At 44.2% G+C, this 22043-nt stretch carries 15 protein-coding genes and 1 pseudogene; 11 read left to right on the top strand and 5 right to left on the bottom strand.

Features of this window, described 5'->3' with window-relative positions; all coding sequences use genetic code 11:
• Positions 1 to 30: 30 nt before the first annotated feature.
• Positions 31 to 1725: a solute:sodium symporter family transporter gene (locus tag ACFI6G_RS09725; protein ID WP_010436271.1), complete on the top strand. Its 1695-nt coding sequence runs from the start codon at positions 31 to 33 to the stop codon at positions 1723 to 1725.
• Between the two features lie 97 nt (positions 1726 to 1822).
• On the opposite strand, the gene ACFI6G_RS09720 is transcribed toward ACFI6G_RS09725, so the two are convergent.
• The gene (locus ACFI6G_RS09720; RefSeq protein ID WP_065099643.1) at positions 1823 to 3163 is read right to left on the bottom strand and encodes an MATE family efflux transporter; all 1341 of its coding nucleotides are present in this window, start codon (positions 3161 to 3163) and stop codon (positions 1823 to 1825) included.
• 281 nt (positions 3164 to 3444) lie between these two features.
• The gene (locus ACFI6G_RS09715; protein WP_010436275.1) at positions 3445 to 4527 is read right to left on the bottom strand and encodes an ABC transporter ATP-binding protein; all 1083 of its coding nucleotides are present in this window, start codon (positions 4525 to 4527) and stop codon (positions 3445 to 3447) included.
• Between the two features lie 296 nt (positions 4528 to 4823).
• Here ACFI6G_RS09715 and ACFI6G_RS09710 point away from each other — a divergent pair, with 296 nt between their 5' ends.
• From ACFI6G_RS09710 to ACFI6G_RS09695, 4 genes are all read left to right on the top strand, one after another.
• Positions 4824 to 5744 carry a carbohydrate ABC transporter permease gene (locus tag ACFI6G_RS09710; protein ID WP_010436277.1) on the top strand — a complete coding sequence of 307 codons (921 nt, stop codon included), beginning with the start codon at positions 4824 to 4826 and terminating at the stop codon, positions 5742 to 5744.
• Positions 5744 to 6595, top strand: coding sequence for a carbohydrate ABC transporter permease (locus tag ACFI6G_RS09705; protein ID WP_010436280.1), 852 nt, complete (start codon positions 5744 to 5746; stop codon positions 6593 to 6595). The genes ACFI6G_RS09710 and ACFI6G_RS09705 overlap by 1 nt, the downstream gene beginning before the upstream one ends.
• Positions 6596 to 6781: 186 nt before the next feature.
• Positions 6782 to 8008 (top strand): ABC transporter substrate-binding protein, encoded by a 1227-nt coding sequence (locus ACFI6G_RS09700; RefSeq protein WP_016786422.1) that lies wholly within the window; start codon positions 6782 to 6784, stop codon positions 8006 to 8008.
• A 171-nt stretch (positions 8009 to 8179) separates the two neighbouring features.
• A complete protein-coding gene (locus ACFI6G_RS09695; RefSeq protein WP_102418430.1) occupies positions 8180 to 11296 on the top strand; it encodes a beta-galactosidase in 3117 nt (1038 codons plus the stop codon).
• 706 nt (positions 11297 to 12002) lie between these two features.
• On the opposite strand, the gene ebgR is transcribed toward ACFI6G_RS09695, so the two are convergent.
• Positions 12003 to 12986 carry a transcriptional regulator EbgR gene (gene ebgR / locus ACFI6G_RS09690; protein WP_102418431.1) on the bottom strand — a complete coding sequence of 328 codons (984 nt, stop codon included), beginning with the start codon at positions 12984 to 12986 and terminating at the stop codon, positions 12003 to 12005.
• A gap of 393 nt (positions 12987 to 13379) precedes the next feature.
• Here ebgR and galE point away from each other — a divergent pair, with 393 nt between their 5' ends.
• The 4 genes from galE to galM all read left to right on the top strand — a co-directional run bounded on the left by galE (position 13380) and on the right by galM (position 18245).
• A complete protein-coding gene (galE, locus tag ACFI6G_RS09685) occupies positions 13380 to 14390 on the top strand; it encodes a UDP-glucose 4-epimerase GalE (RefSeq protein ID WP_010436291.1) in 1011 nt (336 codons plus the stop codon).
• Between the two features lie 248 nt (positions 14391 to 14638).
• Entirely contained in the window at positions 14639 to 15694 is a 1056-nt protein-coding gene (locus tag ACFI6G_RS09680; RefSeq protein ID WP_016787772.1) for a UDP-glucose--hexose-1-phosphate uridylyltransferase, read from the top strand.
• 189 nt (positions 15695 to 15883) lie between these two features.
• Positions 15884 to 17044, top strand: coding sequence for a galactokinase (galK, locus tag ACFI6G_RS09675; RefSeq protein WP_372260701.1), 1161 nt, complete (start codon positions 15884 to 15886; stop codon positions 17042 to 17044).
• A 121-nt stretch (positions 17045 to 17165) separates the two neighbouring features.
• Positions 17166 to 18245 carry a galactose-1-epimerase gene (gene galM / locus ACFI6G_RS09670; protein ID WP_010436301.1) on the top strand — a complete coding sequence of 360 codons (1080 nt, stop codon included), beginning with the start codon at positions 17166 to 17168 and terminating at the stop codon, positions 18243 to 18245.
• Positions 18246 to 18378: 133 nt separating this feature from the next.
• Here the strand turns inward: galM and ACFI6G_RS09665 are convergent, their stop codons facing one another.
• Positions 18379 to 19377, bottom strand: coding sequence for a substrate-binding domain-containing protein (locus ACFI6G_RS09665; protein ID WP_010436305.1), 999 nt, complete (start codon positions 19375 to 19377; stop codon positions 18379 to 18381).
• A 198-nt stretch (positions 19378 to 19575) separates the two neighbouring features.
• On the opposite strand from ACFI6G_RS09665, the pseudogene ACFI6G_RS09660 reads away from it, so the two are divergent.
• Positions 19576 to 19897, top strand: a pseudogene (locus ACFI6G_RS09660) (tRNA-binding protein).
• Between the two features lie 80 nt (positions 19898 to 19977).
• Here the strand turns inward: ACFI6G_RS09660 and ACFI6G_RS09655 are convergent.
• Positions 19978 to 20532, bottom strand: a complete 555-nt coding sequence (locus ACFI6G_RS09655) for a gamma-glutamylcyclotransferase family protein (protein WP_010436312.1) — start codon at positions 20530 to 20532, stop codon at positions 19978 to 19980.
• Positions 20533 to 20837: 305 nt separating this feature from the next.
• On the opposite strand from ACFI6G_RS09655, the gene ACFI6G_RS09650 reads away from it, so the two are divergent.
• Positions 20838 to 22022 carry an NnrS family protein gene (locus ACFI6G_RS09650; RefSeq protein ID WP_016791372.1) on the top strand — a complete coding sequence of 395 codons (1185 nt, stop codon included), beginning with the start codon at positions 20838 to 20840 and terminating at the stop codon, positions 22020 to 22022.
• Positions 22023 to 22043: the final 21 nt, after the last annotated feature.

Genomic DNA, 22043 nt, shown 5'->3' with positions numbered 1-22043 from the left:
GCCGCAATAACTAAACTTAAGGAAAACAAAATGTCTATTACAGTTCTGCTGTCATTCTTGTTATTTACTGGTTTTGTTGTCGCGTTTACCTACAACAAAGTTAAAAATGACAAGAACACCTCACAAGACGGTTTCTTTCTCGGTGGAAGAAGCTTAACCGGTGGTTTGATTGCCAGCTCCCTAATTTTAACCAACTTGAGCGCGACTAGCTTTGTTGGCATGAGCGCACAAGCCTATACCCACAACATGAGTGTCATGGGTTGGGAAGTAGCGTCTGGTGTCACCTTAGTGATCATCGCTCTGATGTTAGTACCGCGTTACCTCAAGCAAGGGATCACGACGATTCCAGACTTCTTAGAGAGTCGTTACGACATGTCGGTGAAGAAGTTTGTGACGTTACTTTTCTTGTGCCAGTACGTCATCAATATCTTGCCAACCACACTTTATGCCGGTGCCGTTGTTCTCGGTGAGATCTTTGATGTTCAAGCTCTGCTTAATATTTCAGAATTCAGCTCGATAGCCTTAATTTCAGCGACGATCGGTCTACTTGGTTTCTTTTACGCGATTTATGGTGGACTCAAAGCGGTTGTGATTGCCGATACTATTAATGGTGTTGGTCTTATTATTGGCGGCTTGATGATCCCTGTTTTTGGCTTGATGGCTCTAGGTGATGGCAGTTTTGGGGCTGGCTTAGATACGCTGTTGTACGCTGCGCCAGAGAAACTGCAATCGGTCGGTACTGAGACCGATCCACTGCCGTTCTCAACCTTGTTTACCGGTCTTCTACTTGTGAACCTTTACTACTGGGGGACGGATCAATCAATCATCCAGCGTGCATTGGGTGCTAAGAACTTAAAAGAAGGTCAGAAAGGAGTAATCCTTGCTGGTGCAATTAAGGTTATCTCTCCGCTGTTCCTAATAATTCCTGGCATTATTGCATTCCACATGTTTGGCGCAGATGCTGGTAATCCAGACACCATGTACACGCGCTTGGTAAACGAAGTATTGCCTAAACCATTAGTCGGTTTCTTCGTTGCGGTGATGTTTGGCGCCATCCTAAGTACGTTTAATGGTGTGCTTAACAGTTCGACCACTCTCTTTGCATTGAATGTCTACAAGCCTTTGTTTGGCCAAGGCAAAACGGATGAAGAGTTGGTGGGTAAAGGCCGTATCTTCGGCGTTGTGATCGCGATTATCTCGGTATGTATCGCACCATTCATCATGTACGCACCAGAAGGTTTGTTCCAATACCTACAAATGGTAGCGGGCTTCTTCAGTGTGCCAATTTTCACTATCGTGTTTGTGGGTTACATCTCTAAACGTGTGCCAGCTCTAGCGGCTAAAGTGGCATTGGTGGTATTTGTAAGTTCATACGCTGCGATGCAGTTAGTGTTCAAAACACCTATTCACTTCTTACACCAATTGGCGATTCTGTTTGTTGTATGTACGGCGCTGATGTTCATTATTGGTTACTTTATGCCACGTGAAGATGATTATGTGATGCCTGTAAATGAAAACATTGATGTTACGCCTTGGGCGTTCCGTTTCGAAGCTTCGGCTATCATTCTCTACATGGTATTAGGTGCGTACGTGATGTTCTCTGATGTTGGTTTTGTCTCGGATGATCCAACCATCATGCAAGTCTACGGTGTGTGCGGCATTGTGATGCTGTTTGGTATTGCAGCACGCTTAGCAAAGCGTAAGAAAGCACTTGCGACCGCGTAGGTGAGTTCGATTCATTAAAAACGAAAACGCCGCTCCTTGAAAATAGGAGCGGCGTTTGTCTATCTGATGAAGATAAATGTAACGCTAAACTCATGTTCTAGAATGAGAATCGAATCCATTTCTTTGCTCGCCAACGATACGCCATGATGATTCCTCGGAACCATTCGTCCATCGCGATAGCCATCCAGGCACCAAATACACCGTAGCCCCAGTGCACACCAAGCAAATAGCTCATTGCAACCCCAATGCCCCACATGCTCAATACTCCCATCTTTACAGGGAACTTAATGTCGCCTGTCGCTTTTAGACATGAGATGAAGATCAGGTTAAAAACACGGCCAGCTTCTAACAAGATTGACCCGGCAATAAGTAATGCAGCAAGGGCGATGATTTCAGGATCTTGAGTGAATAGATCTAGGATCTCAAAACGGAAAATATAGACCATACAAGTTATGCTAGTTGAGGCGATGAAGCCAACCACAAAGTAGCGTTGTACCCGGCTCGTAATTTCATCTATCCAGCCCTTTCCAATGTAGTAGCCTGTTTGAATTTGGCTCCCTTGGCCGATAGCTAAAGCAAACGCAAAAGAGAGACGTGCGATGTTTTGTGCATAGGTGAACGCCGCCAATGACGAGGTTCCCATCTGCACTATGAAGAAGGTAATTGTGATTTGCGCCATGTTGTAAGACAGTACCTCACCCGCATTCATTGAGCCGATCTTAATGATTTTTTGATAGATAGCTTTAGGTACGAATTTGAACTGCTTAAGAGGTAAGTCTATTCCTTTATTTCTTACAACACCGATTAAGATCAATAGGCCAATCATTTGGCTAATGACCGTTGATGCAGCAACGCCTTGTACACCGTACACTGGTAGGCCAAAAGGTTGGTACAACACGCAATAGTTACCCAGTACGTTAATAACACCTGCTATTAAGTTGATGATCATCGGTGACTTAGAGTAGCCATGACTGCGCAGAATCGTCGTTAGCACAACGCCAATCGTCACGTTAAAGGTGAGAGCACCGCTGATAAATAGGTACTCTTGAGCGTATTGTTCCACTTGAGCTTCAAGTTGATAAAGAGGGATAAAATACTCAGCGCCAAGAATGGCGATAATGCTCAGTAACAGGCCTGTAATGATGGCTAATACAATACTCGCCACACCCACATGAGCGCTCTCTTCGTCGCGAGAAGCACCGTTGTATTGCGCGATTAATATGCCAGTTCCACTACTGACCATGGTCGAGACGATGATCAGGAAAAAAGATATCTGAGAGATAACACCAACGGCAGACACGGCTTTGTCTGAGTATCCAGATAGCATGAAGACATCACTGGTGTTGAGGGCTGTTCTTAAAAGAACTTCGATAAAAATTGGCCAGGTGAGCGCAACGATTCCCATGCGTTTATTTAGGGTGGAATCAGCAGTAGGCATTTAGGTTTTCTCAAAAGGGGGTAGGCGACACTATAGTTTAGCGATTATTTAGTAAACGACTATCAAATTAATGTCCGGATAGCTATTAAGGGTAAATAAAGTTCGAATAAGCCTTCAGAGGCCAACATTTAAGTGTGAGTTATGAAACTTTTGAGAGATGTTTCATAAGGTAAAGAGGAATAAAGTGGAAGCGTTTAACGACTAAAAAGTGGCACAAGAAGTGAGTTTGAAATGAAGCGGTAAAGCGAGCAACATCAGCTAGCTTTACCGTTTTTAAACGCTTAATTAATTCTCTGCCCTTCAGCATCAAACAGATGACAATCTTTTGATGAGAAATTTAGATTGAGAGACTGATAGCGAGTGACCTCTTGATCTCCGGGCAGATGAACTTTAAAGCTGTCTACACCACAAGACTGACCAAACATATAAGTGCTGTTGCCTAGCCTTTCTACGACCTCACTCTGGAACTCAATGGTGATATCCGACTCGCCATTAATCTCTAAATGTTCAGGTCGAATACCGAGAGTGAGTTTTTGCCCTTCTGCAAGGCCATCACTTGGCAGTGGTAGAGTAATTTTACTCGAGCCATTTACGGTCAGTTGAGCATGAGTCTCAGAGATGTTATTGACCAAACAAGGTAAGAAGTTCATTTTCGGGGAGCCAATAAAGCCGGCCACAAACTCATTTTGAGGAGAGTGATACAGTTCGAGTGGCGAACCAACTTGTTCAACTCGGCCATCTCTAAGTACGACTATTTTGTCGGCAAGCGTCATGGCTTCCACTTGATCGTGCGTTACATAGATCATGGTATTTTGCAGATCTTGATGTAATTTGGCGATTTGTAAGCGCATATCGACACGGAGTTCTGCATCTAGGTTAGACAAAGGTTCGTCGAATAAGAACACTCTCGGGTTACGAACAATTGCTCGACCAATAGCAACACGTTGACGTTGTCCACCTGACAATTCTTTAGGTTTACGTTTCAATAAAGGTTCCAACTGAAGCGTTTTTGCTGCGCCCGTGACCTGTTTCTCGACGACTTCCTTGGCGACCCCGTTCATTTTCAGGCCAAAGCCCATGTTTTCTTCAACAGTCATGTGCGGATAAAGGGCATAAGACTGAAATACCATTGCGACACCACGTTCGGCAGGATCGACATCGTTTACAAGATCATCACCGATATGGATCTCACCTTCAGTAATCTCTTCCAAGCCAGCAACTAAGCGTAAGAGGGTTGATTTACCACAACCAGACGGACCAACGAATACGACGAACTCGCCATTATTTATTTCTAGATCAACACCATGGATCGTTTGAACATCACCATATCGTTTGATGACCTGTTTTAAGCTGATATCAGCCATGCTCTCTCCTTGCTTCGTTGGACTACATCACTTTGCCTTTAAAACATACGCTTTCATCAGAAATTTGTTAGATGCCTCGCATGATTTATTGATCCGAGTCATATAAATTTAACGATCTGTAGTGTTTTTTGTGGAAACGTTTACAAAAATAAAACATAACTGTGCGTAATGTTATCAATAAGCCTAATATTTGAACGTAATCATTATAAATGCTGAGTTGCTAGATGAAATTTAGAAATCTAGGTGGAAATTGACCAAATAGTAAATGAAGCTTTGAAGACAAGGAATTTCGGGAAATGGAGCAATCTGTGAAAACGATATACCCACAAAATCGCACCCCGTCAGCGAAGAAGAAAAGACGCATAAGCTCTAAGGTGTCGCCTTGGCTGTTCTTAGCCCCGGCTATCGCTATCTTCTCTCTCTACGTTATCTATCCAATCTTGGACAGTATTTGGCTTAGCTTCTTTGAATGGGATGGGCTAGGTGAAAAAGAGTGGGTAGGGCTGGAAAACTATCGTGAACTGTTTGATTCCGAGGCTTTCTACACTTCTCTAACGAATAACTTCCTTTGGTTGATCTTCTTTATGCTTGCGCCACCTTGTGGCTTGGCGATTGCCCTTTTTCTAAACCAACAAGTGAGAGGTATTCGTGTCGTCAAATCCCTATTTTTCTTCCCGTTTGTTATTTCTCAAGTGGTGGTCGGCCTTGTATTTGCTTGGTTCTATGACCCGTCATTTGGTCTTTTTAACATTGCATTAGGTGCGTTTGGTATTGAACCTATTTCGATTCTCGCCGATGAAGATTATGTGACTTATGGAATTATTGCCGCTGGTTTATGGCCACAAATCTCCTACTGCATGATCTTGTATTTAACGGGTTTGAATAACCTAGATCCAGAACAGCTAGAAGCCGCTCGCCTTGATGGGGCGAAGAAGTGGCGGATGTTGTGGTATGTGGTATTGCCGCAATTAAGACCGGCGACATTTATTGCTGTTGTGGTGACGGTGATTGGTGCCCTGCGTTCTTTCGATTTAGTGGCAACCATGACGGCGGGTGGACCTTGGGGAAGCTCGACGGTACTGGCGTATCAAATGTATGAAGAGTCGATCTTTAACTATCGAATGGGTTACGGAGCCGCGGTTTCCGTGGTGCTGTTTCTGATCATGGATGTCTATATCGCTTACTTCTTGTGGCGCATGTTAAGGAGTGAAAAATAATGTTCCCGCAACCAATTCAAAAAGCCGGTCGCTTTACTAATATCAGTTACCGAGTCGCGCTACCTATCTCGATAGTGATGTGGTTACTGCCACTTATTGCTGTGATGATGACATCGATTCGCTCGATGGATGATATCAATAAGGGTAACTACTGGGGGTGGCCGAACGAGATTCAGTTCATTGAGAACTACACCCAAGTTTTTACCTCGACCTCGATGGGGCAGTACTTAATCAATAGTTTGATTATTACATTGCCAGCGGTCGCAGGTGCTGTCGCTCTTTCGACTTTGGCTGGGTACGCCTTGGCGAAATACAACTTCAAAGCCAATGTTTGGATCTTTGCGATGTTTATCGCGGGCAACTTTGTTCCGTTCCAAATTTTGATGATTCCAGTGCGTGATTTAACCATTGGATTGGGTTTATACGATACTCATTGGGCGCTGATTTTCTTCCATATCGCTTTCCAAGCCGGTTTTTGCACTTTGTTCATGCGTAACTTTATTGTTGGTATTCCCGATGCTTTGATTGAAGCAGCACGAGTTGAAGGAGTCAGTGAGTGGAAAATATTTTGGCACGTGGTACTGCCTCTGGTTCGCCCTGCATTAGCGGCGTTAGCAGTCTTGGTGTTTACCTTTATTTGGAATGACTTTTTCTGGGCGTTGGTATTGGTTCAGAGCGACGAAGTCCGCCCTGTGACTGCTGGTCTTAGTTCACTGCAAGGCCAATGGTTAGCATCTTGGCAATTTATGTCTGCTGGTGCGGTAGTGGCAGCCATTCCACCAGTGGTTCTGTTTTTTACTATGCAGAAACACTTTATTGCAGGCCTAACATTGGGAGCAACGAAAGGATAAAACGTTCTTCTAGAATGGTGAAAGGAGACTTAAACAGAATCAAGTAAGGTGGCTCGACGTTAGCCGCCTTAACTGAATAGATCCAACTTGGATTCACTATAAGAGTAAAAAAGGCACGAAAACCCTACAAGACAAAACTATAAGAATTGGACTTAGAGAGCTTAGCTCCATAACAAGGACCTCAATATGAAATACGTGAAACATATCGCTGCCACAGCAGTGCTTGCCGCCTCCGTTTCTACAACCGCGTTTGCAGGAACCTTAGTCATCAACTCTGATGCTTCCGATCCAGCGCCGAAAGAAGCGTGGGGTGAGATCATCAATCGCTTTGAAAAAGAAAACCCCGACATTACGGTGAAGTACAATTTGTACGATCACGAGTCGTACAAAACAACGATTCGTAATTGGTTGGTCACTTCGCCGCCTGATGTGGTTTTCTGGTATGCGGGTAACCGAATGAAAGCCTTTGTTGACCGTGGTCTGTTCGAAGATGTGAGCGATATTTGGACAGACAACAACATGAAGCAAGACTTTGCGGCTGCCGCTCCTGCGATGACAGTGCAAGGTAAGCAGTTTGGTGTGCCATACACGTATTACCAATGGGGCATCTACTACCGTAAAGACATCTTTGAGCAATATGGAATTGCAGAACCGAAAACGTGGGAAGATTTGAAATCTGCGTCTGCAACACTTAAAGAAAATGGTGTGGCGCCGTTTGCGATCGGTACTAAGTATCTTTGGACCGCGGCAGGTTGGTTTGATTACATCAACATGCGTACTAACGGCTTGGATTTTCATATTCAGTTGATGGAAGGCAAGGTGTCTTATTCTGATGAACGTGTTAAGAAAACCTTTGCTAATTGGGCTGAACTTGTTGAACCGGGTTACTACCTAGAAAACCACGCCTCTTATTCTTGGCAGGAAGCTCAACCGTTCTTGTATAACGGCAAGGCGGCGATGTACCTAATGGGTAACTTTATCACGCCAAACTTCCCTGAAGAGTTGGATGGGAAAATGGATTTCTTCCAATTCCCTGTGATCGACTCAAGCGTACCTATGTCTGAAGATGCACCAATGGATACGCTACATATTCCTTCAAAAGCGAAGAACAAAGAAGACGCGCGTAAGTTCTTAGAGTTTGTTGCACGTGCAGAAAATCAGCAGCTAATCAATGAGATGCTGTTGCAAATCCCAACTAACAACAAAGCCAAAGCGAAATCTGATCCGTTCTTGGACAAAGGCGTTGCGATGCTCTCTTCTACCGAAGGTACGGCTCAGTTTTATGACCGTGATACCGATCCCGCGATGGCCAAAGAGGGCATGAAAGGCTTCCAAGAGTTTATGGTTCACCCAGACCGAATCGAAAAAATCTTGAAGAAACTCGATAAGGTGAGCAAGCGTACCTTTAAGTAATACGTTATCTGCCGCAGCGACTCTTGCTGCGGCTCTTTTCCTTTTCAGTTTGTCATTGTTAGTGTTATTTGATTAGTGTTCCTCGTTTTGAGCACTAGAGGCACCCATTACAACCTGCCTAGTACTACTTGCAATGATTCACTATATTCGGTTTATCGTAAGGAACACTTAATGAGAACTTTCTCTCAGATCATCTCTGCCCGCGAATGGGAAAACCAACACATCACTCATCATAACGTTGTTGAGGCTCATGCTCCTTTGAATGGTTACACCTCGTTGGCAGAGGCTGTGGGGAAGAACTCGTCACGCACCTTGTCTCTCAATGGGGTTTGGAAGTTTCAGCTGTTCGATTCGCCGGAGTTGGTCTGCGAAGAGTTTGTCTCTGAACATTTTGATGATTCCTCATGGAAGTCGATCGCGGTGCCAAGCAACTGGCAGATGCAAGGCTTTGATAAACCGATCTATACCAATGTGAAATATCCTTTCGCTGATAACCCTCCCTTCGTCCCTAGCGATAATCCGACAGGACTCTACCGCACGCATTTTAACTGCACGGAACCGGAGCTATTAGATACCCATAGGCTGACCTTTGATGGCGTGAATTCTGCATTTCATTTGTGGTGCAACGGCAAGTGGGTTGGCTATTCGCAAGACAGTCGATTACCGGCTGAATTTGACGTGTCTGAATACTTACAAGCAGGCGAGAACACGCTAGCTGTCATGGTGCTGCGTTGGTCTGATGGTTCCTATCTTGAAGACCAAGATATGTGGTGGCTCAGCGGCATCTTCCGTGATGTGACTTTATTGAGAAAGCCCAAGGTCGCAATCGAGGATGTTGGTATTGAGACTCAGCTAGATGCTTGCTATCGCGATGCGGTTTTAAATATTTCTACGCAAATAACCAAGCACAGCAATGATGTAGAAGGCTTCGATAAGCTGAAAGCTGAACTTTATGATGCTCAAGGACAGTTGGTTTGTGAACCTCAAATCGTGGGCTTTGGTGAGCGAGTTGTGGATGAGAAAGGGCCTTGGTCTGAAGTCGCAGAGCACTGCTTTTCGGTCGTGAATCCGAACAAGTGGAGTGCCGAGTCACCTTATCTGTATCGTTGTGTGGTGTCATTGCTCAATAAACATGATGAGCTTGTCGATTGTGAGGCTTACGATGTCGGATTTCGATGTGTTGAAATTACCGATAGTTTGCTCAAAGTTAACGGTAAGTCGTTGCTGATTCGTGGTGTGAATCGCCATGAACATCACCCTGAATTGGGGCACACCATGACGCGTGAAGGGATGATTCAAGACATCAAACTGCTCAAACAAAATAACTTCAATGCCGTTAGAACCGCTCATTATCCTAATCACCCATTATGGTATGAACTGTGTGATGAGTATGGCCTGTATCTGGTAGATGAAGCGAATGTGGAAACCCATGGTCAGTTTCCGATGTGTCGACTGTCTAATGATTCGTCGTGGTTGAATGCGTACATGAGACGAATGACAAGGCTAGTGGAACGCGATAAAAACCACGCCAGCGTGATCATTTGGTCGTTGGGTAATGAGTCGGGGATTGGTCGTAATCACCATGCGATGTATCAATGGGTGAAGCAAGCTGATCCAACACGTCCCGTTCAGTATGAAGGTGGCGGTGCTGATACAGCAGCGACCGATATTTTATGTCCTATGTATGCGCGGGTTGATTGGGATTTACCTGTGGTTGAGAGTCAACCTGAAGTGACACCTCGCGTGGGTATTCGCAAAGCGATCGCTCTACCAAACGAGCACCGTCCTCTTATTCTCTGTGAGTACGCCCATGCAATGGGGAACAGTCTGGGTAGCTTTGATAAATACTGGCAGGCGTTTAGAGACAACCCAAGATTACAGGGCGGATTTATCTGGGATTGGGTCGATCAAGGGATCACCAAAACCGATTCGAGCGGCACACAATATTGGGGCTATGGTGGTGATTTCGGCGACGAGATTAATGATCGCCAGTTCTGCATTAATGGTTTGGTATTCCCAGACAGAACGGTACATCCAACGCTGCATGAAGTGAAAAAGGCGCAACAGTTTTATCAGTTCAAGCTGGTGTCTGCATCACCACTGGTGATTGAAGTACACAGCGAACACCTATTTGTGACCAGCAGGGTTGAAACGTTGAATTGGACGGTTACCCAGAATGGTGTGGTCACGTGCGATGGTTGTATCGAATTGATGGTTGATGCGGACGAGAGTGTCCAGATAGAACTTAATGGTGTGACTATTCCTCATACGGCCAACGCGCTAAATTACCTCAATCTAGAAGTGGTATTAAACACCAATACTGCATGGGCGAATAAAGGTCATGTGACGGCGATTGAACAGCTTACCTTACCCACTCAGCCGCAATTGATGTTGGATGCCAACCTCTCTCAATTTCCACCAAAAGTGACTGAAACCGATGCGCTGCTGACGGTGATTGGAGATGCTTATCAAGTAGAGTTCGACAGATTATCTGGGACATTAGAGAGCTGGAAAGTCAAAGGGGTGGAACAACTTGCTAGTGGCCTTCGAGATAACTTTTATCGTGCACCATTAGACAACGATATCGGTGTCAGTGAAGCAAATCGAGTCGATCCTAATTCATGGATAGCCCGCTGGCAGGCGATGAAGTTAGACAAGCTCACTCCAGAATGCATCGAATTTTCATGTTCTACTCAGCAAAACTCGGTGTCAGTGACTGCAAGAATTGCCCACTTAGTTGAGGGGCAAGTACGTTTGCTCTCTACGTGGCAATATCAACTGTTTGCTGATGGTGAAGTGAACATTGAAGTGCATGTTCAAGCGGCGAAAGGTTTGCCTTCTCTGCCACGAGTCGGTTTTGAGTTTGCTTTGAACCATGTGCCTGATGGTGTGGAATGGTTTGGTCGTGGGCCACACGAAAACTACCCAGACCGAAAAATGTCAGCCCATATGGGGCGATATCAGCAGAGCATTGAACGAATGCATACCCCGTATATTTTTCCTTCTGATTGTGGCTTGCGTTGTGATGTTCGTGACGCAAAAATGGGAGCATTTGAATTGCAAGGAGACTTCCATTTCTCAGTCAGTCGTTTTGGGTTACAGCAGTTACAGAAGGCAAAGCATACTTGTGACTTAACAGAACAAGAACAGCTGTTTGTTTATGTGGATGGCTTCCATATGGGCGTCGGTGGCGATGACTCATGGACGCCCAGTGTCCATGATGAGTTCAAATTATTGAAAGAGCATTACCATTATCAGGTGCGCTTCCATTGTGGTGACATAGGCTAACGTACAGTGAATAGAGTAAAAGGATCATGGTAGGCCAAATAGTCTAAGAGCTTGTTATTTAGTCATAAAAAAGGTACTCACCAAATGGGAGTACCTTAAGTATTCAATCAGAATGTAGGGTAAAACTAAGCGTTCACCGGTTCAGGTTTTGCTTCTAGTTTGTTCTCTTCTGGAGATAAGCTTTTCTCGTATTGACCGTACCTCTACCATGCGTAGCCAAGGAAGATCAAGATACCGCCCGCGTTGTAGAAGGTTACGTTCATGATGTCTCATGATGTCTGTGCCAGTTGGGTTGTCTTATGGTACGAAAGGCACATCAATTGGTAATAGGAAACCTTCATCTGCGTATTTAAGATCGCTGTGGCCTTCCATTGGCCATGCAATAGTTGAAAGTAGCTGAACCGTTCTCTCTAAAACGTTTTTGCATTTTTTTCTTATGCATAATAGGTTCTTAGTGAATACGAGTACTTTTGGTTTGATATAATTATTAGTAAAGTATTTACTGAATTATTGGAAGGTTTTATTTTAACTTAATCACGTTTTTATGGTCTTTTTGCGGTGCTGTGTGATCCACTTAAAAGAATGCTATTGGTTGATTTATGCAGCAGGTTAAAGAGGAGGATATGTGTCGATTGATATATGTGATGAGCAAAAAAAGGCCACCTTAAATAAAGGTGGCTTTGGTTTATTTATTTGATATTTATAACTATTTTGTTGTGTCACGCAGCTTAATTTTGCTTGGTACATAGACGCGTAATGGGATGGTTCGGCCGTCGCGCGCTTTCTCTATCAGAAGGTTAACAGCTTGAATTCCCATCAGTTCAGAATGGATACGAACCGTTGATAAAGATGGGAAAGTAAACTTAGCGGTTGGGATGTCATTTACACTGATCAGCGCAATATCTTCAGGAATGCGCAATCCGTGTTCATGTATCGCTCGTAAAACGCCAATAGCGATGGAATCTGATGCAATAAACATGGCTTTAGGGTAGTCGTCAGTCGCGAGCATCTGTTTTGCAAGCTTGTAACCTGATGAGCTAGAGAAGTCACCACGGTAGATGTCTTGCTCACTGACAACGTTCTTAAGGCTACCGTATTCAGCAAAGGCTACTTCGCGAATATCAGGAGTGTTGACGTTATCTTGTCCGCCAATAAAACCAATGCGTTGATAGCCTTGGTTGATAAAGAAGTTGGTGATCTCTTTGCTGATCAAAGCCAGGTCGATATCGACAGAGTCATAAGGTTCAGAGTGATCAGTGAAATCGACATAACAGATATTATCGCTTAGCTTTTTGGCTTGTTCGATAACCTCCGGTGTCATTCTTCCTACTAACAAAACACCTGTGATTGGCGTTGAGTTAATCTGTATTTTGCTCTCATAACAGTTGGTTAGCTTAACTTCCACCTTTTTACATTGGGTTTCAATCCCATGGCGGATCGATAGGTAGTAAGGGTCGTTAACTTCAACTTCTTGCTTGTAGTTATACAGTGCTAGAAAGTGATGGTTTTGTTTTTTACTGCTAACGGTTTTTCGTGAACTGCTGGTTTTGTATTCCAACTTCTCTGCAATTTCAAAGATACGCCTTTTGGTCTCTTCCTTGACGCTTAATGTTGGATCTTCATTGAGAACCCTTGAAACTGTAGCCAATGATACATTCGCTTCAGTCGCGATATCTTTTAACGTTGCCATACTCACTTCCTGTTATTGGAATATTGCGCTGCTTTGAAATTGGTATTTAGTAAAAAAGCAATGCACCTCTTTATTCTACAAACCTATTGTAATCAAACTAGACGTCATTGCATTAACTTTTAGTAAAATAAATGCTCAACTCATTTGTGATGTCTAAAACCTAACTATCTATAATTATATTATTAAGATTCAATGGTTTAGAGGTTAATATCTATGCGTTATCTCTATGTCTTATTCTGTACCAATGATTAAACTTAGTGTAAACGTTTACACTTCGTGGTTTTGATCACAGAATTATAGTTAAAATGGCTGCTACTATTTCTGACATACGGTGCTACTGAGCTGAATATCAGTTCGAGTTAGCCCACGAATGACGACAAAGAGAGGTTGATTGTGAAAGTACTGGTTACGGGCGGCATGGGTTACATCGGAAGTCATACATGCATTCAAATGATACAGGCAGGTATGGAGCCGATCATTGTTGATAACCTTTGCAATAGCAAAGAGCTAGTGCTGGAACGAATCGAATCGTTAACTGGCAAGCGACCAACGTTTTATCTTGGCGACATTCGTGACCAATCTTTTCTAGATAGCGTGTTTTCAGAGAATGATATCCAAGCCGTGATTCATTTTGCTGGTCTGAAAGCGGTAGGGGAGTCGGTGGCTAAGCCTTTGGAGTACTACGATAACAACGTAAATGGTTCACTGGTGTTAGCTCGAAGCATGAAAAAAGCAGGCGTGAAAAGCATCGTGTTTAGTTCTTCGGCTACTGTTTACGGTGATCCAGAAGTGGTGCCGATTACTGAAACTTCACCAACTGGCGCGACAACTAACCCTTATGGTCGCAGTAAATACATGGTGGAAGAGTGCTTGAGCGATCTATTCAACGCTGAAAACGACTGGAGCGTGACGTTACTGCGCTACTTTAACCCTGTTGGTGCACATACATCAGGCACCATGGGTGAAGACCCACAAGGTATCCCAAATAATCTGATGCCGTTTATTGCTCAAGTAGCCGTTGGTCGCCGTGAAAAATTGGCTGTTTTTGGAAACGATTACCCAACAGTCGATGGCACAGGCGTTCGTGACTATATTCATGTAATGGATTTAGCGGATGGCCATGTCGCAGCGCTAAAAGTGGTGGGCGAGAAAGCGGGCTTACACATTTACAACCTAGGTACGGGCAAAGGCTCAAGTGTACTCGAGATGGTTGAAGCCTTCGCACAAGCATCGGGCAAGCTAGTTCCTTATGAACTATGCCCACGCCGCGCAGGTGATATTGCCGAATGTTGGGCAAGTACTAAAAAAGCAGAGCGAGAGCTTGGCTGGAAGGCGACGCGCAGCGTGATGGAAATGACGGCGGATACGTGGAATTGGCAGTCGAATAACCCGAATGGCTACTAGCCTTAGCCTGTGTGATTGAAGCTGCCTAGCTGCAACTCCAATTTCATTGGGGAATGCAAAGGTAATAGATGAGAAAAGAGAGATTCCAGATAACTCGTCCCTCTATTCTGGAATGACGAATTTTAAAACTACGATTTCTGAACGTCATTCCCTACAGCGAGGAACGAGCGTGATAGGGAATCTCCTTGTAGAAGAATTATTCATCTTGGTGAATTGACCAAGACACAAAATTTGAGAGCAACCTAAACATGTCAAAAGTTGAATTTAACCCAGTAGACCACCCACATCGTCGTTATAACCCATTAACGGGTCAGTGGATCTTAGTATCACCGCACCGAGCAAAGCGTCCGTGGAGCGGCCAAGATGAAAAGCCATCGACTGCGCAACTTCCAGCGTATGAGAAAGAGTGTTTCTTGTGCCCGACCAATACGCGTATCTCGGGTGACGAAAACCCAGATTATGATGGTACTTACGTATTCAGTAACGATTTCGCGGCGTTGATGCCTGATTCACCTGACGCTCCAGAGTCTGAAAACCCTCTATTCAAGACTCAAGGTGTTCGCGGGTTGAGCCGCGTTATCTGTTTCTCTCCGGACCACAGCAAAACGCTGCCAGAGTTACCAGTTAATAAAATCCGTGGTGTGATTGATACCTGGAACGAGCAGATTGAAGAGCTAGGTAAAGATTACCTATGGGTTCAAGCTTTCGAAAACAAAGGCGAGACCATGGGTTGTTCTCAGCCTCACCCACACGGTCAAATTTGGGCGAACAGCTTTCTGCCAAACGAGATTGAACGTAAAGAAAAGCTACTGAAAGAGTACTTCGAGCAACAAGGTTCGAACCTGTTAGTCGATTACGTTGAAGCTGAAATGAAAGACGGCTCACGTACTGTGGTTGAAACTGAACATTGGATTGCCGTAGTGCCTTACTGGGCAGCGTGGCCATTTGAAACTATGTTGCTACCAAAAACACACATTCGCCGTATGAGTGAACTGACTGACGAACAACGTAATGATTTAGCGCTTGCGATTAAGAAGCTGACCAGTCGTTACGATAACTTGTTCCAATGTTCATTCCCTTACTCAATGGGCTGGCACTATGCACCGTTCTTCGAAGAAGGTACGGACATCGATCACTGGCAACTGCATGCGTTGTTCTACCCGCCACTGTTACGTAGTGCTTCGGTTCGTAAGTTCATGGTGGGCTACGAAATGTTGGCGGAATCTCAGCGTGATTTAACCGCAGAACAAGCCGCGCAACGTCTTCGTGATTTGAGTGACGTTCACTACAAAGAGCAGGAATAGCCTACTTCGTAGATAACGAGCGAGATTTCTGATATCTCGTCCGTCGATCCTGGAATGACAGTTTCATTGAAACGTTTAGCGTCAATCCCGAGAGTGAGGAACGAAGAAGTCGGGAATCTAAAAGAATTAAAGTGGTGTCGTAAAGGGGCCATAACCAATTGATTAAAGAGTTAAGCAGAGAGTTTACTTATGTCTGATCTGATCCAAAACGTGAAAGCATCTTTTGAGCAAGTCCTTGGTTACCAAGCGACTCACATAATTCAAGCTCCAGGTCGTGTGAACCTGATTGGTGAGCATACCGACTACAACGATGGTTTTGTTCTACCGTGTGCCATTAACTACCAAACGGTAGTCGCAGCGGCTAAGCGTGACGACAACATCGTGCGTGTAGTATCAGTAGACTACGGTAATGCAGTAGATGAGTTCGATTTAACTCAAGAGATTACATTCCAACAAGACAAAATGTGGGCTAACTACATTCGTGGTGTGGTGAAGTGCCTAATGGGGCGTGGCTTTGAATTTACAGGTGCCGACATCTCTGTAACCGGCAACGTGCCCCAAGGTGCGGGTTTAAGTTCTTCTGCGGCTCTGGAAGTGGTCATCGGTCAGACATTCAAGGTGCTTTACAACCTAGAGATTAGTCAAGCGGAAGTCGCTCTGAATGGTCAGCAAGCCGAAAACGAATTCGTTGGTTGTAACTGCGGCATCATGGACCAAATGATCTCTGCAGAAGGTCGTGCAAACCACGCGATGCTGTTGGACTGTCGTAGCCTAGAAACAACGGCTGTCTCTATGCCAGAAGATATGGCTGTGGTTATCATTAACTCAAACAAAAAACGCGGCTTAGTCGACAGCGAATACAACACGCGTCGTGAGCAATGTGAAGAAGCGGCGCGCATCTTTGGTGTTCCGGCACTGCGTGATGTGACCATTGAACAATTCAAAGCGAAAGAGTCTGAGTTAGATGAAATGGTCGCGAAACGTGCTCGTCACGTGATTACTGAAAATGACCGTACCGTTGAAGCGGCTCAAGCTTTACGTACTCATGATATGAAGCGTATGGGCGAGTTGATGGCAGAATCTCATGCTTCAATGCGAGACGATTTTGAAATCACAGTGAAAGAGATCGACACGTTGGTTGATATGGTTAAAGAAGTGATCGGTGAGCAAGGTGGTGTACGTATGACTGGCGGCGGTTTTGGCGGTTGTATCGTGGCATTGGTTCCACCTGCATTGGTTGGTGAAATTAAAACAGCCGTTGAACAGAAATATCAAGTGGCGACGGGGCTAAAAGAATCTATTTATGTGTGCCAAGCTAAAGACGGAGCGGGTCTTGTTGAAGTAATCTAGCTGTTTAGAGACTTAATGCTCAAAAGCGAAGGTCTACCGAGTAAAAAGATCATGGTAGGCCAAATAGTAAATCCTTTACCTAATGTAGAGGTTTTTTGCTGGCACTAGAAAGGAATTTAGAATGACCTCAGAGCAGAATTTGCATCAATCCATGACACAAACGGCAGCCTATGATGGTCAACCTGCTCAGTTAGTTACTTTGTCCAACAAGCATGGCATGCAAGTCACCTTCATGGATATTGGTGCAACGTGGTTGAGTTGTATCCTGCCAGTCAAAGGAAACAAACGTGAAGTTTTGTTAGGTGTAAACTCAATGGAGAACTTCGAGAAACAAGCCAGTTATATGGGCACAACGGTTGGTCGTTATGCTAACCGCATTGCCAATGGTCGTTTCAAAATTGACGGCCAGAACTACAAGTTGGAAACCAACCAAGCGGGCAATACCTTGCATGGTGGTCCTGATGGTTTTGATAAACGTCGTTGGAATATTACCGAGCAAACAGAAACGTCAGTGGTGTTTACTCTAGAGTCTACTGATGGAGACCAAGGGTTTCCGGGGAATTTGAATGTATCGGTGCGTTATGACATAACCGAAGATAATCGAGTTTCCATTAACTACTCTGCAACCGCTGATAAGCCAACCGTGGTTAACCTAACGAATCACGCATACTTTAATCTACTAGGGGCGAATAACGGTCACGATTGTCTGTCTCATATTGTTAGTATCAATGCTTCACAATATTTACCAACTAACGCTGTTGGTATCCCATTAGGCAATTTAAAGGCGGTGAAATCGACTAGCTTTGACTTCAGTCAGCCTATGATGATCTCTGAACGTTTGCTTGGGGATGAACAACAAAAAGCGGCCAAAGGTTATGATCACTCTTTTCTTTTAGCGGATGGCTGTAAGCGCGATAAATGCGCAGCTACAGTGACGTCGCCTGATGCACTTGTCACCTTGAAAGTCTTTTCTACTAAGCCAGCTATACAGCTGTATACCGGAAATTGGTTGGGTGGAACACCCAATCGAAACGGTGGCACTTATGAAGACTATGCAGGTATTGCATTGGAAACCCAGTTCTTACCAGACTCACCTAACCACCCAGAGTGGAAGCAAGAAAGTTGTATTCTTAGGCCTGAACAGGAATACCACTATCGAACTTGTTACCAGTTTGAATTTTCGGGGGATTATTCAAACTAGTCCATTCTAGCTCAAAACGGTTTATGCTAATTGGCTCCAACAAAGGGATTATTGTTGGGAAGAGTATGGTGAGAAAGCCCTAACAGAACTGCTTCTGTTAGGGCTTTTTTTTGTTTGATGAGTTGACTAAAATTTAGATTTTTTCTACCGAATTTCGGCGCACTAAAGTAGGAGAGAACATCATAGGCTCGGAAGAGGTACCTCGACCTTTAGCTAGCACAAGCGCTAGGCGAGTGGCTTTCTCTGCCATCATCTGAATAGGGTAGCGAATCGTAGTTAGCTTAGGGTGTACATAACGCGCAATTAAGCCGTCATCAAAACCAACAATCGATACTTTATCTGGTGCTTGAATACCGTTTTCATCAAGTACAGATAACGCACCAGCCGCCATGTAATCGTTGTAAGCCACAAGGCCTGTAATCGGGAGAGATTTGGTCAATAGGTTGGTCATTGCGTACTCGCCACCGTCACTGGTTGGAGCGGCGTATTCAATGTAGCTTTCAGACAGCGCGATTTTGTAATCAGAGAGTGCAGCTAGATAGCCTTGCACTCGTTCATCGGCATCTTCAATGCTGTGTGATGAAGCGATACATGCGATGTTCTTGTGACCATGACGAATCAAATATTCTGTAGCAAGGTAAGCGCCTTTCTTATTGTCTAAGAAAATACAACGCTCGGCGATTTCGGCAATATAACGGTTGATCAACACTAAGCCTTTTACTTCTTTTGCGTAGGCGATGAGTTCTTCATCCGTTAATCCCTTGGAATGGATCACCAAGGCATCACAGCGACTATTGATCAGCAACTCAATGGCTTGTCTCTCTTCTTCACGATCGTGAGAACCATTGCCGACAAGGATATGTTTACCGTTTTCGCGTGCGACATTATCAACAGCCTTAACTAAGGTGCCAAAAAAGGGATCGGAGATATCACCCACTAACACACCAACCGTGTTCGTGCTTTGGCTTACAAGCGCACGAGCATTGGCATTCGGACGATAGCCGAGTTTTGTCATGGCTTTAGTTACAGACTCAATTGAATTTGCACTTGCCTTCGGAGACTTGTTTACGACTCGAGATACGGTTGCAACTGAAACACCAGCTTCCTTTGCTACATCTTTAATTGTTGCCATCTTTTACCTCTATTCATTGCTGTATCTATTTAACACCGACAATGAAGGTAAGGCAATGAAACTCTCATTTTACTTCCATTAATGCGATCTTTACCGCTTGTAACTATTAGGATTAATGCTAGTGTAAACATTTACATTTTACTTAATTTTAGTAAATATTTTTAATGAGTGGAAACCAATCAATATAGGAAGTGAGAAATGGATACTGTCTCTTATGGTGACTTTGCTAAGTTAGAAATGCGTGTGGGTAAGATCATTGAGGTTGTGCGTCATGAAAACGCAGACAAGCTTTACATTGTGCAAGTAGAAGACGCTACAAACGGTAACCAGCCTTGTCCCTTACTACACCGAAGAAGAGTTAATGTGCAAACCAGTGGTTGTATTGTGTAACTTAGCGAAAGCGAAGATGAGAGGCCACACCTCTGAGTGCATGTTGTTATGTGCAGAAACGGAAGGTGAATCTGAAAGTGTACTGCTGACACCAGAACGTGTGATGCCAGCGGGTATTCGTGTCGTTTAAGCTCGCTTTAGGTTGGTGAGTCAATGTGTTCACCAACCTAAATTAGCTAGCTTTGTCGAGCAATTAGCTATGTATATTAACTAGCCGCGTACGGTCAGTATCAAGCCATCAATTACACTATGGTGATGATCGGAAACTCCTGCAAGGTTGCCGTATTTAGGCTGGTGGCGATCATTTTCTAATGGGTGATGCCAACCTTGTGTGTGTTTAACAAAGTGCGCCGCAAAGCTTTCAGACACCTCTAAACATCCTGCTAATACCGTATCGACATAGGTTTGAACGATAGGACTGTTCTCGCAAGGCGCTTCAATTTCGTTTTTGATGTATACCCAAATCGATTGATCCTGCTTGAACTCAGTGTTGCTCTCTATCTGATCGGCTTTGAGTTCGATTCGGTGATAACCGCGTTCACGGCGATCAAAATCAGCCAGTGTAATATCATCAACCTCAAGCAATACTCCATTCACTTGACCATCTCCTGGATTGACTATGAGGGGGGACAACACGTAACTGTCATCAATTTTACTCCAATGGCGCACTAAGCCATGCACAATTGCAGGAATGGCCTGTCCAGTTTGACCTGTTAGTTGACGTGAAGAGGAGTTGATTAAGCTACCGTAACCGAAAATATACATCGCGTTCCCTGTCTGTTCTTTTGAATTTGAGACTAGTCTTACTATATGTTCCAAGTAACTAAATGTCAGTAGTTATTATTTTTAACACTTTCGTGTCTAATTAACATGTATTGGTGTGTTTAATTGACTCTTTTTTTTGTGTTTTTTACGCGTTTATGATTGTTTTTATTGGGTTTATACCTTTGGCGCGTTTCGTGCATTACTTAAATAAAAATAACAGTAATGATGACTGCATCATGAATTTGGCTATTTATACTAATTCCATATAAGCCATTCTTGGCCGTTATCTGAAATGAGGAACGAGTTTGTTAAATATCACAGATAAAAGTGTAGAAGACGCAATTCCAGCCTATCTGCGTTTAGGCTTCCGACCTTTCTTCTTTTTGGGCAGTCTCTATGCCGTTATCGCTATCGTGGCTTGGGTTGTCATGTTCCAAAATGGTCAGCCGGAGATTTTAAAAGTCCCTGCGCTTTGGTGGCACGTACATGAAATGTTGTTTGGCTTTGCTATGGCGATTGTTGTCGGCTTTGTTTTAACGGCGGTGCAAACGTGGACGGGAGTCAATGGCACTAAGCATTATCGATTGGCTGCCTTAGTGGGATTATGGCTTGCACCTCGCCTTCTATTTTGGACTCCTGCACCTTTGTGGCTGATCTCATCGGTTGAGGCGCTGTTTTTGATCTTTGCCGCTTACGAAATTGGTTTCCGAGTTGTGAAGTCAAAAGGCTGGAAGAACTTGTTCTTTGTTCCGTTGTTTATATTGGCTATTGTGGCGAACTTTACCAGTTACGCAACGATAAAGGGCATGCCTCCATTCCCATCGTCTGCAGTATGGCACGCGATGTTGTGGTGGTTTACGTTGTTGCTGTCTGTAATGGGTGGACGAGTGATTCCATTCTTTACGGCGCGTCGATTTAAGTTTGAAAAAGCTCAGCCACTGGTTTGGTTGGAATGGCTAGCGAATCTACCTTTGGTTGGTTTATTTGTGTTGAGCTTCTTCCCATTAACTTTTGCTCAAATTGGCAATCAATTGATGGTATTTGCGGGAGCAGCTCAATTGGTACGCTTCATTCGCTGGAAACCGTGGACGACATTATCTGAACCTTTGGTGTGGTCACTGCATGCGGCTTACTTATGTATTCCCTTGAGTTTGTTGCTGAGAGGTTTGTTAGACAACCCGTTCGCAAGCCATAACATGCTGCACCTGTTTGCTATTGGCGGTCTGAGTGGATTAATTCTAGCGATGATTACGCGTGTGACGATGGGGCATACTGGTCGTGCTATCTATAAAGGGCAGAGTATGGCTTTGGCGTTCTCTGCTATTTTTATCGCAGCACTCGTTCGCAGTTTAGGCGTGACTTTCTTCCCTGCCTACTTGTTTGAAATTGTGAACATCAGCGCAGGTTTGTGGACGTTAGCGTTTGGTCTATTTATCTGGAAGTTTGGCATGATGCTGTTAACCCCAAGAGTGGATGGTCACCCAGGCTAAGCGTATTGATTTTCGAACTCA

It is taken from the genome of Vibrio sp. PSi01 (assembly GCF_054960695.1).
Note: the sequence above shows the minus strand (reverse complement) of the source record. Positions and strands in the feature narration are given on the sequence as shown.

Bases quoted from the DNA above. Each gene is read 5' to 3' on its own strand.
- galM (WP_010436301.1), top strand. From the start codon at position 17,166: ATGACCTCAGAGCAGAATTTGCATCAATCCATGACACAAACGGCAGCC.
- ACFI6G_RS09700 (WP_016786422.1), top strand. From the start codon at position 6,782: ATGAAATACGTGAAACATATCGCTGCCACAGCAGTGCTTGCCGCCTCC.
- ACFI6G_RS09665 (WP_010436305.1), bottom strand. From the start codon at position 19,377: ATGGCAACAATTAAAGATGTAGCAAAGGAAGCTGGTGTTTCAGTTGCA.
- ACFI6G_RS09680 (WP_016787772.1), top strand. From the start codon at position 14,639: ATGTCAAAAGTTGAATTTAACCCAGTAGACCACCCACATCGTCGTTAT.
- ACFI6G_RS09705 (WP_010436280.1), top strand. From the start codon at position 5,744: ATGTTCCCGCAACCAATTCAAAAAGCCGGTCGCTTTACTAATATCAGT.
- ACFI6G_RS09715 (WP_010436275.1), bottom strand. From the start codon at position 4,527: ATGGCTGATATCAGCTTAAAACAGGTCATCAAACGATATGGTGATGTT.
- ACFI6G_RS09695 (WP_102418430.1), top strand. From the start codon at position 8,180: ATGAGAACTTTCTCTCAGATCATCTCTGCCCGCGAATGGGAAAACCAA.
- ACFI6G_RS09710 (WP_010436277.1), top strand. From the start codon at position 4,824: ATGGAGCAATCTGTGAAAACGATATACCCACAAAATCGCACCCCGTCA.
- galK (WP_372260701.1), top strand. From the start codon at position 15,884: ATGTCTGATCTGATCCAAAACGTGAAAGCATCTTTTGAGCAAGTCCTT.
- ACFI6G_RS09720 (WP_065099643.1), bottom strand. From the start codon at position 3,163: ATGCCTACTGCTGATTCCACCCTAAATAAACGCATGGGAATCGTTGCG.
- ebgR (WP_102418431.1), bottom strand. From the start codon at position 12,986: ATGGCAACGTTAAAAGATATCGCGACTGAAGCGAATGTATCATTGGCT.
- ACFI6G_RS09655 (WP_010436312.1), bottom strand. From the start codon at position 20,532: ATGTATATTTTCGGTTACGGTAGCTTAATCAACTCCTCTTCACGTCAA.
- ACFI6G_RS09725 (WP_010436271.1), top strand. From the start codon at position 31: ATGTCTATTACAGTTCTGCTGTCATTCTTGTTATTTACTGGTTTTGTT.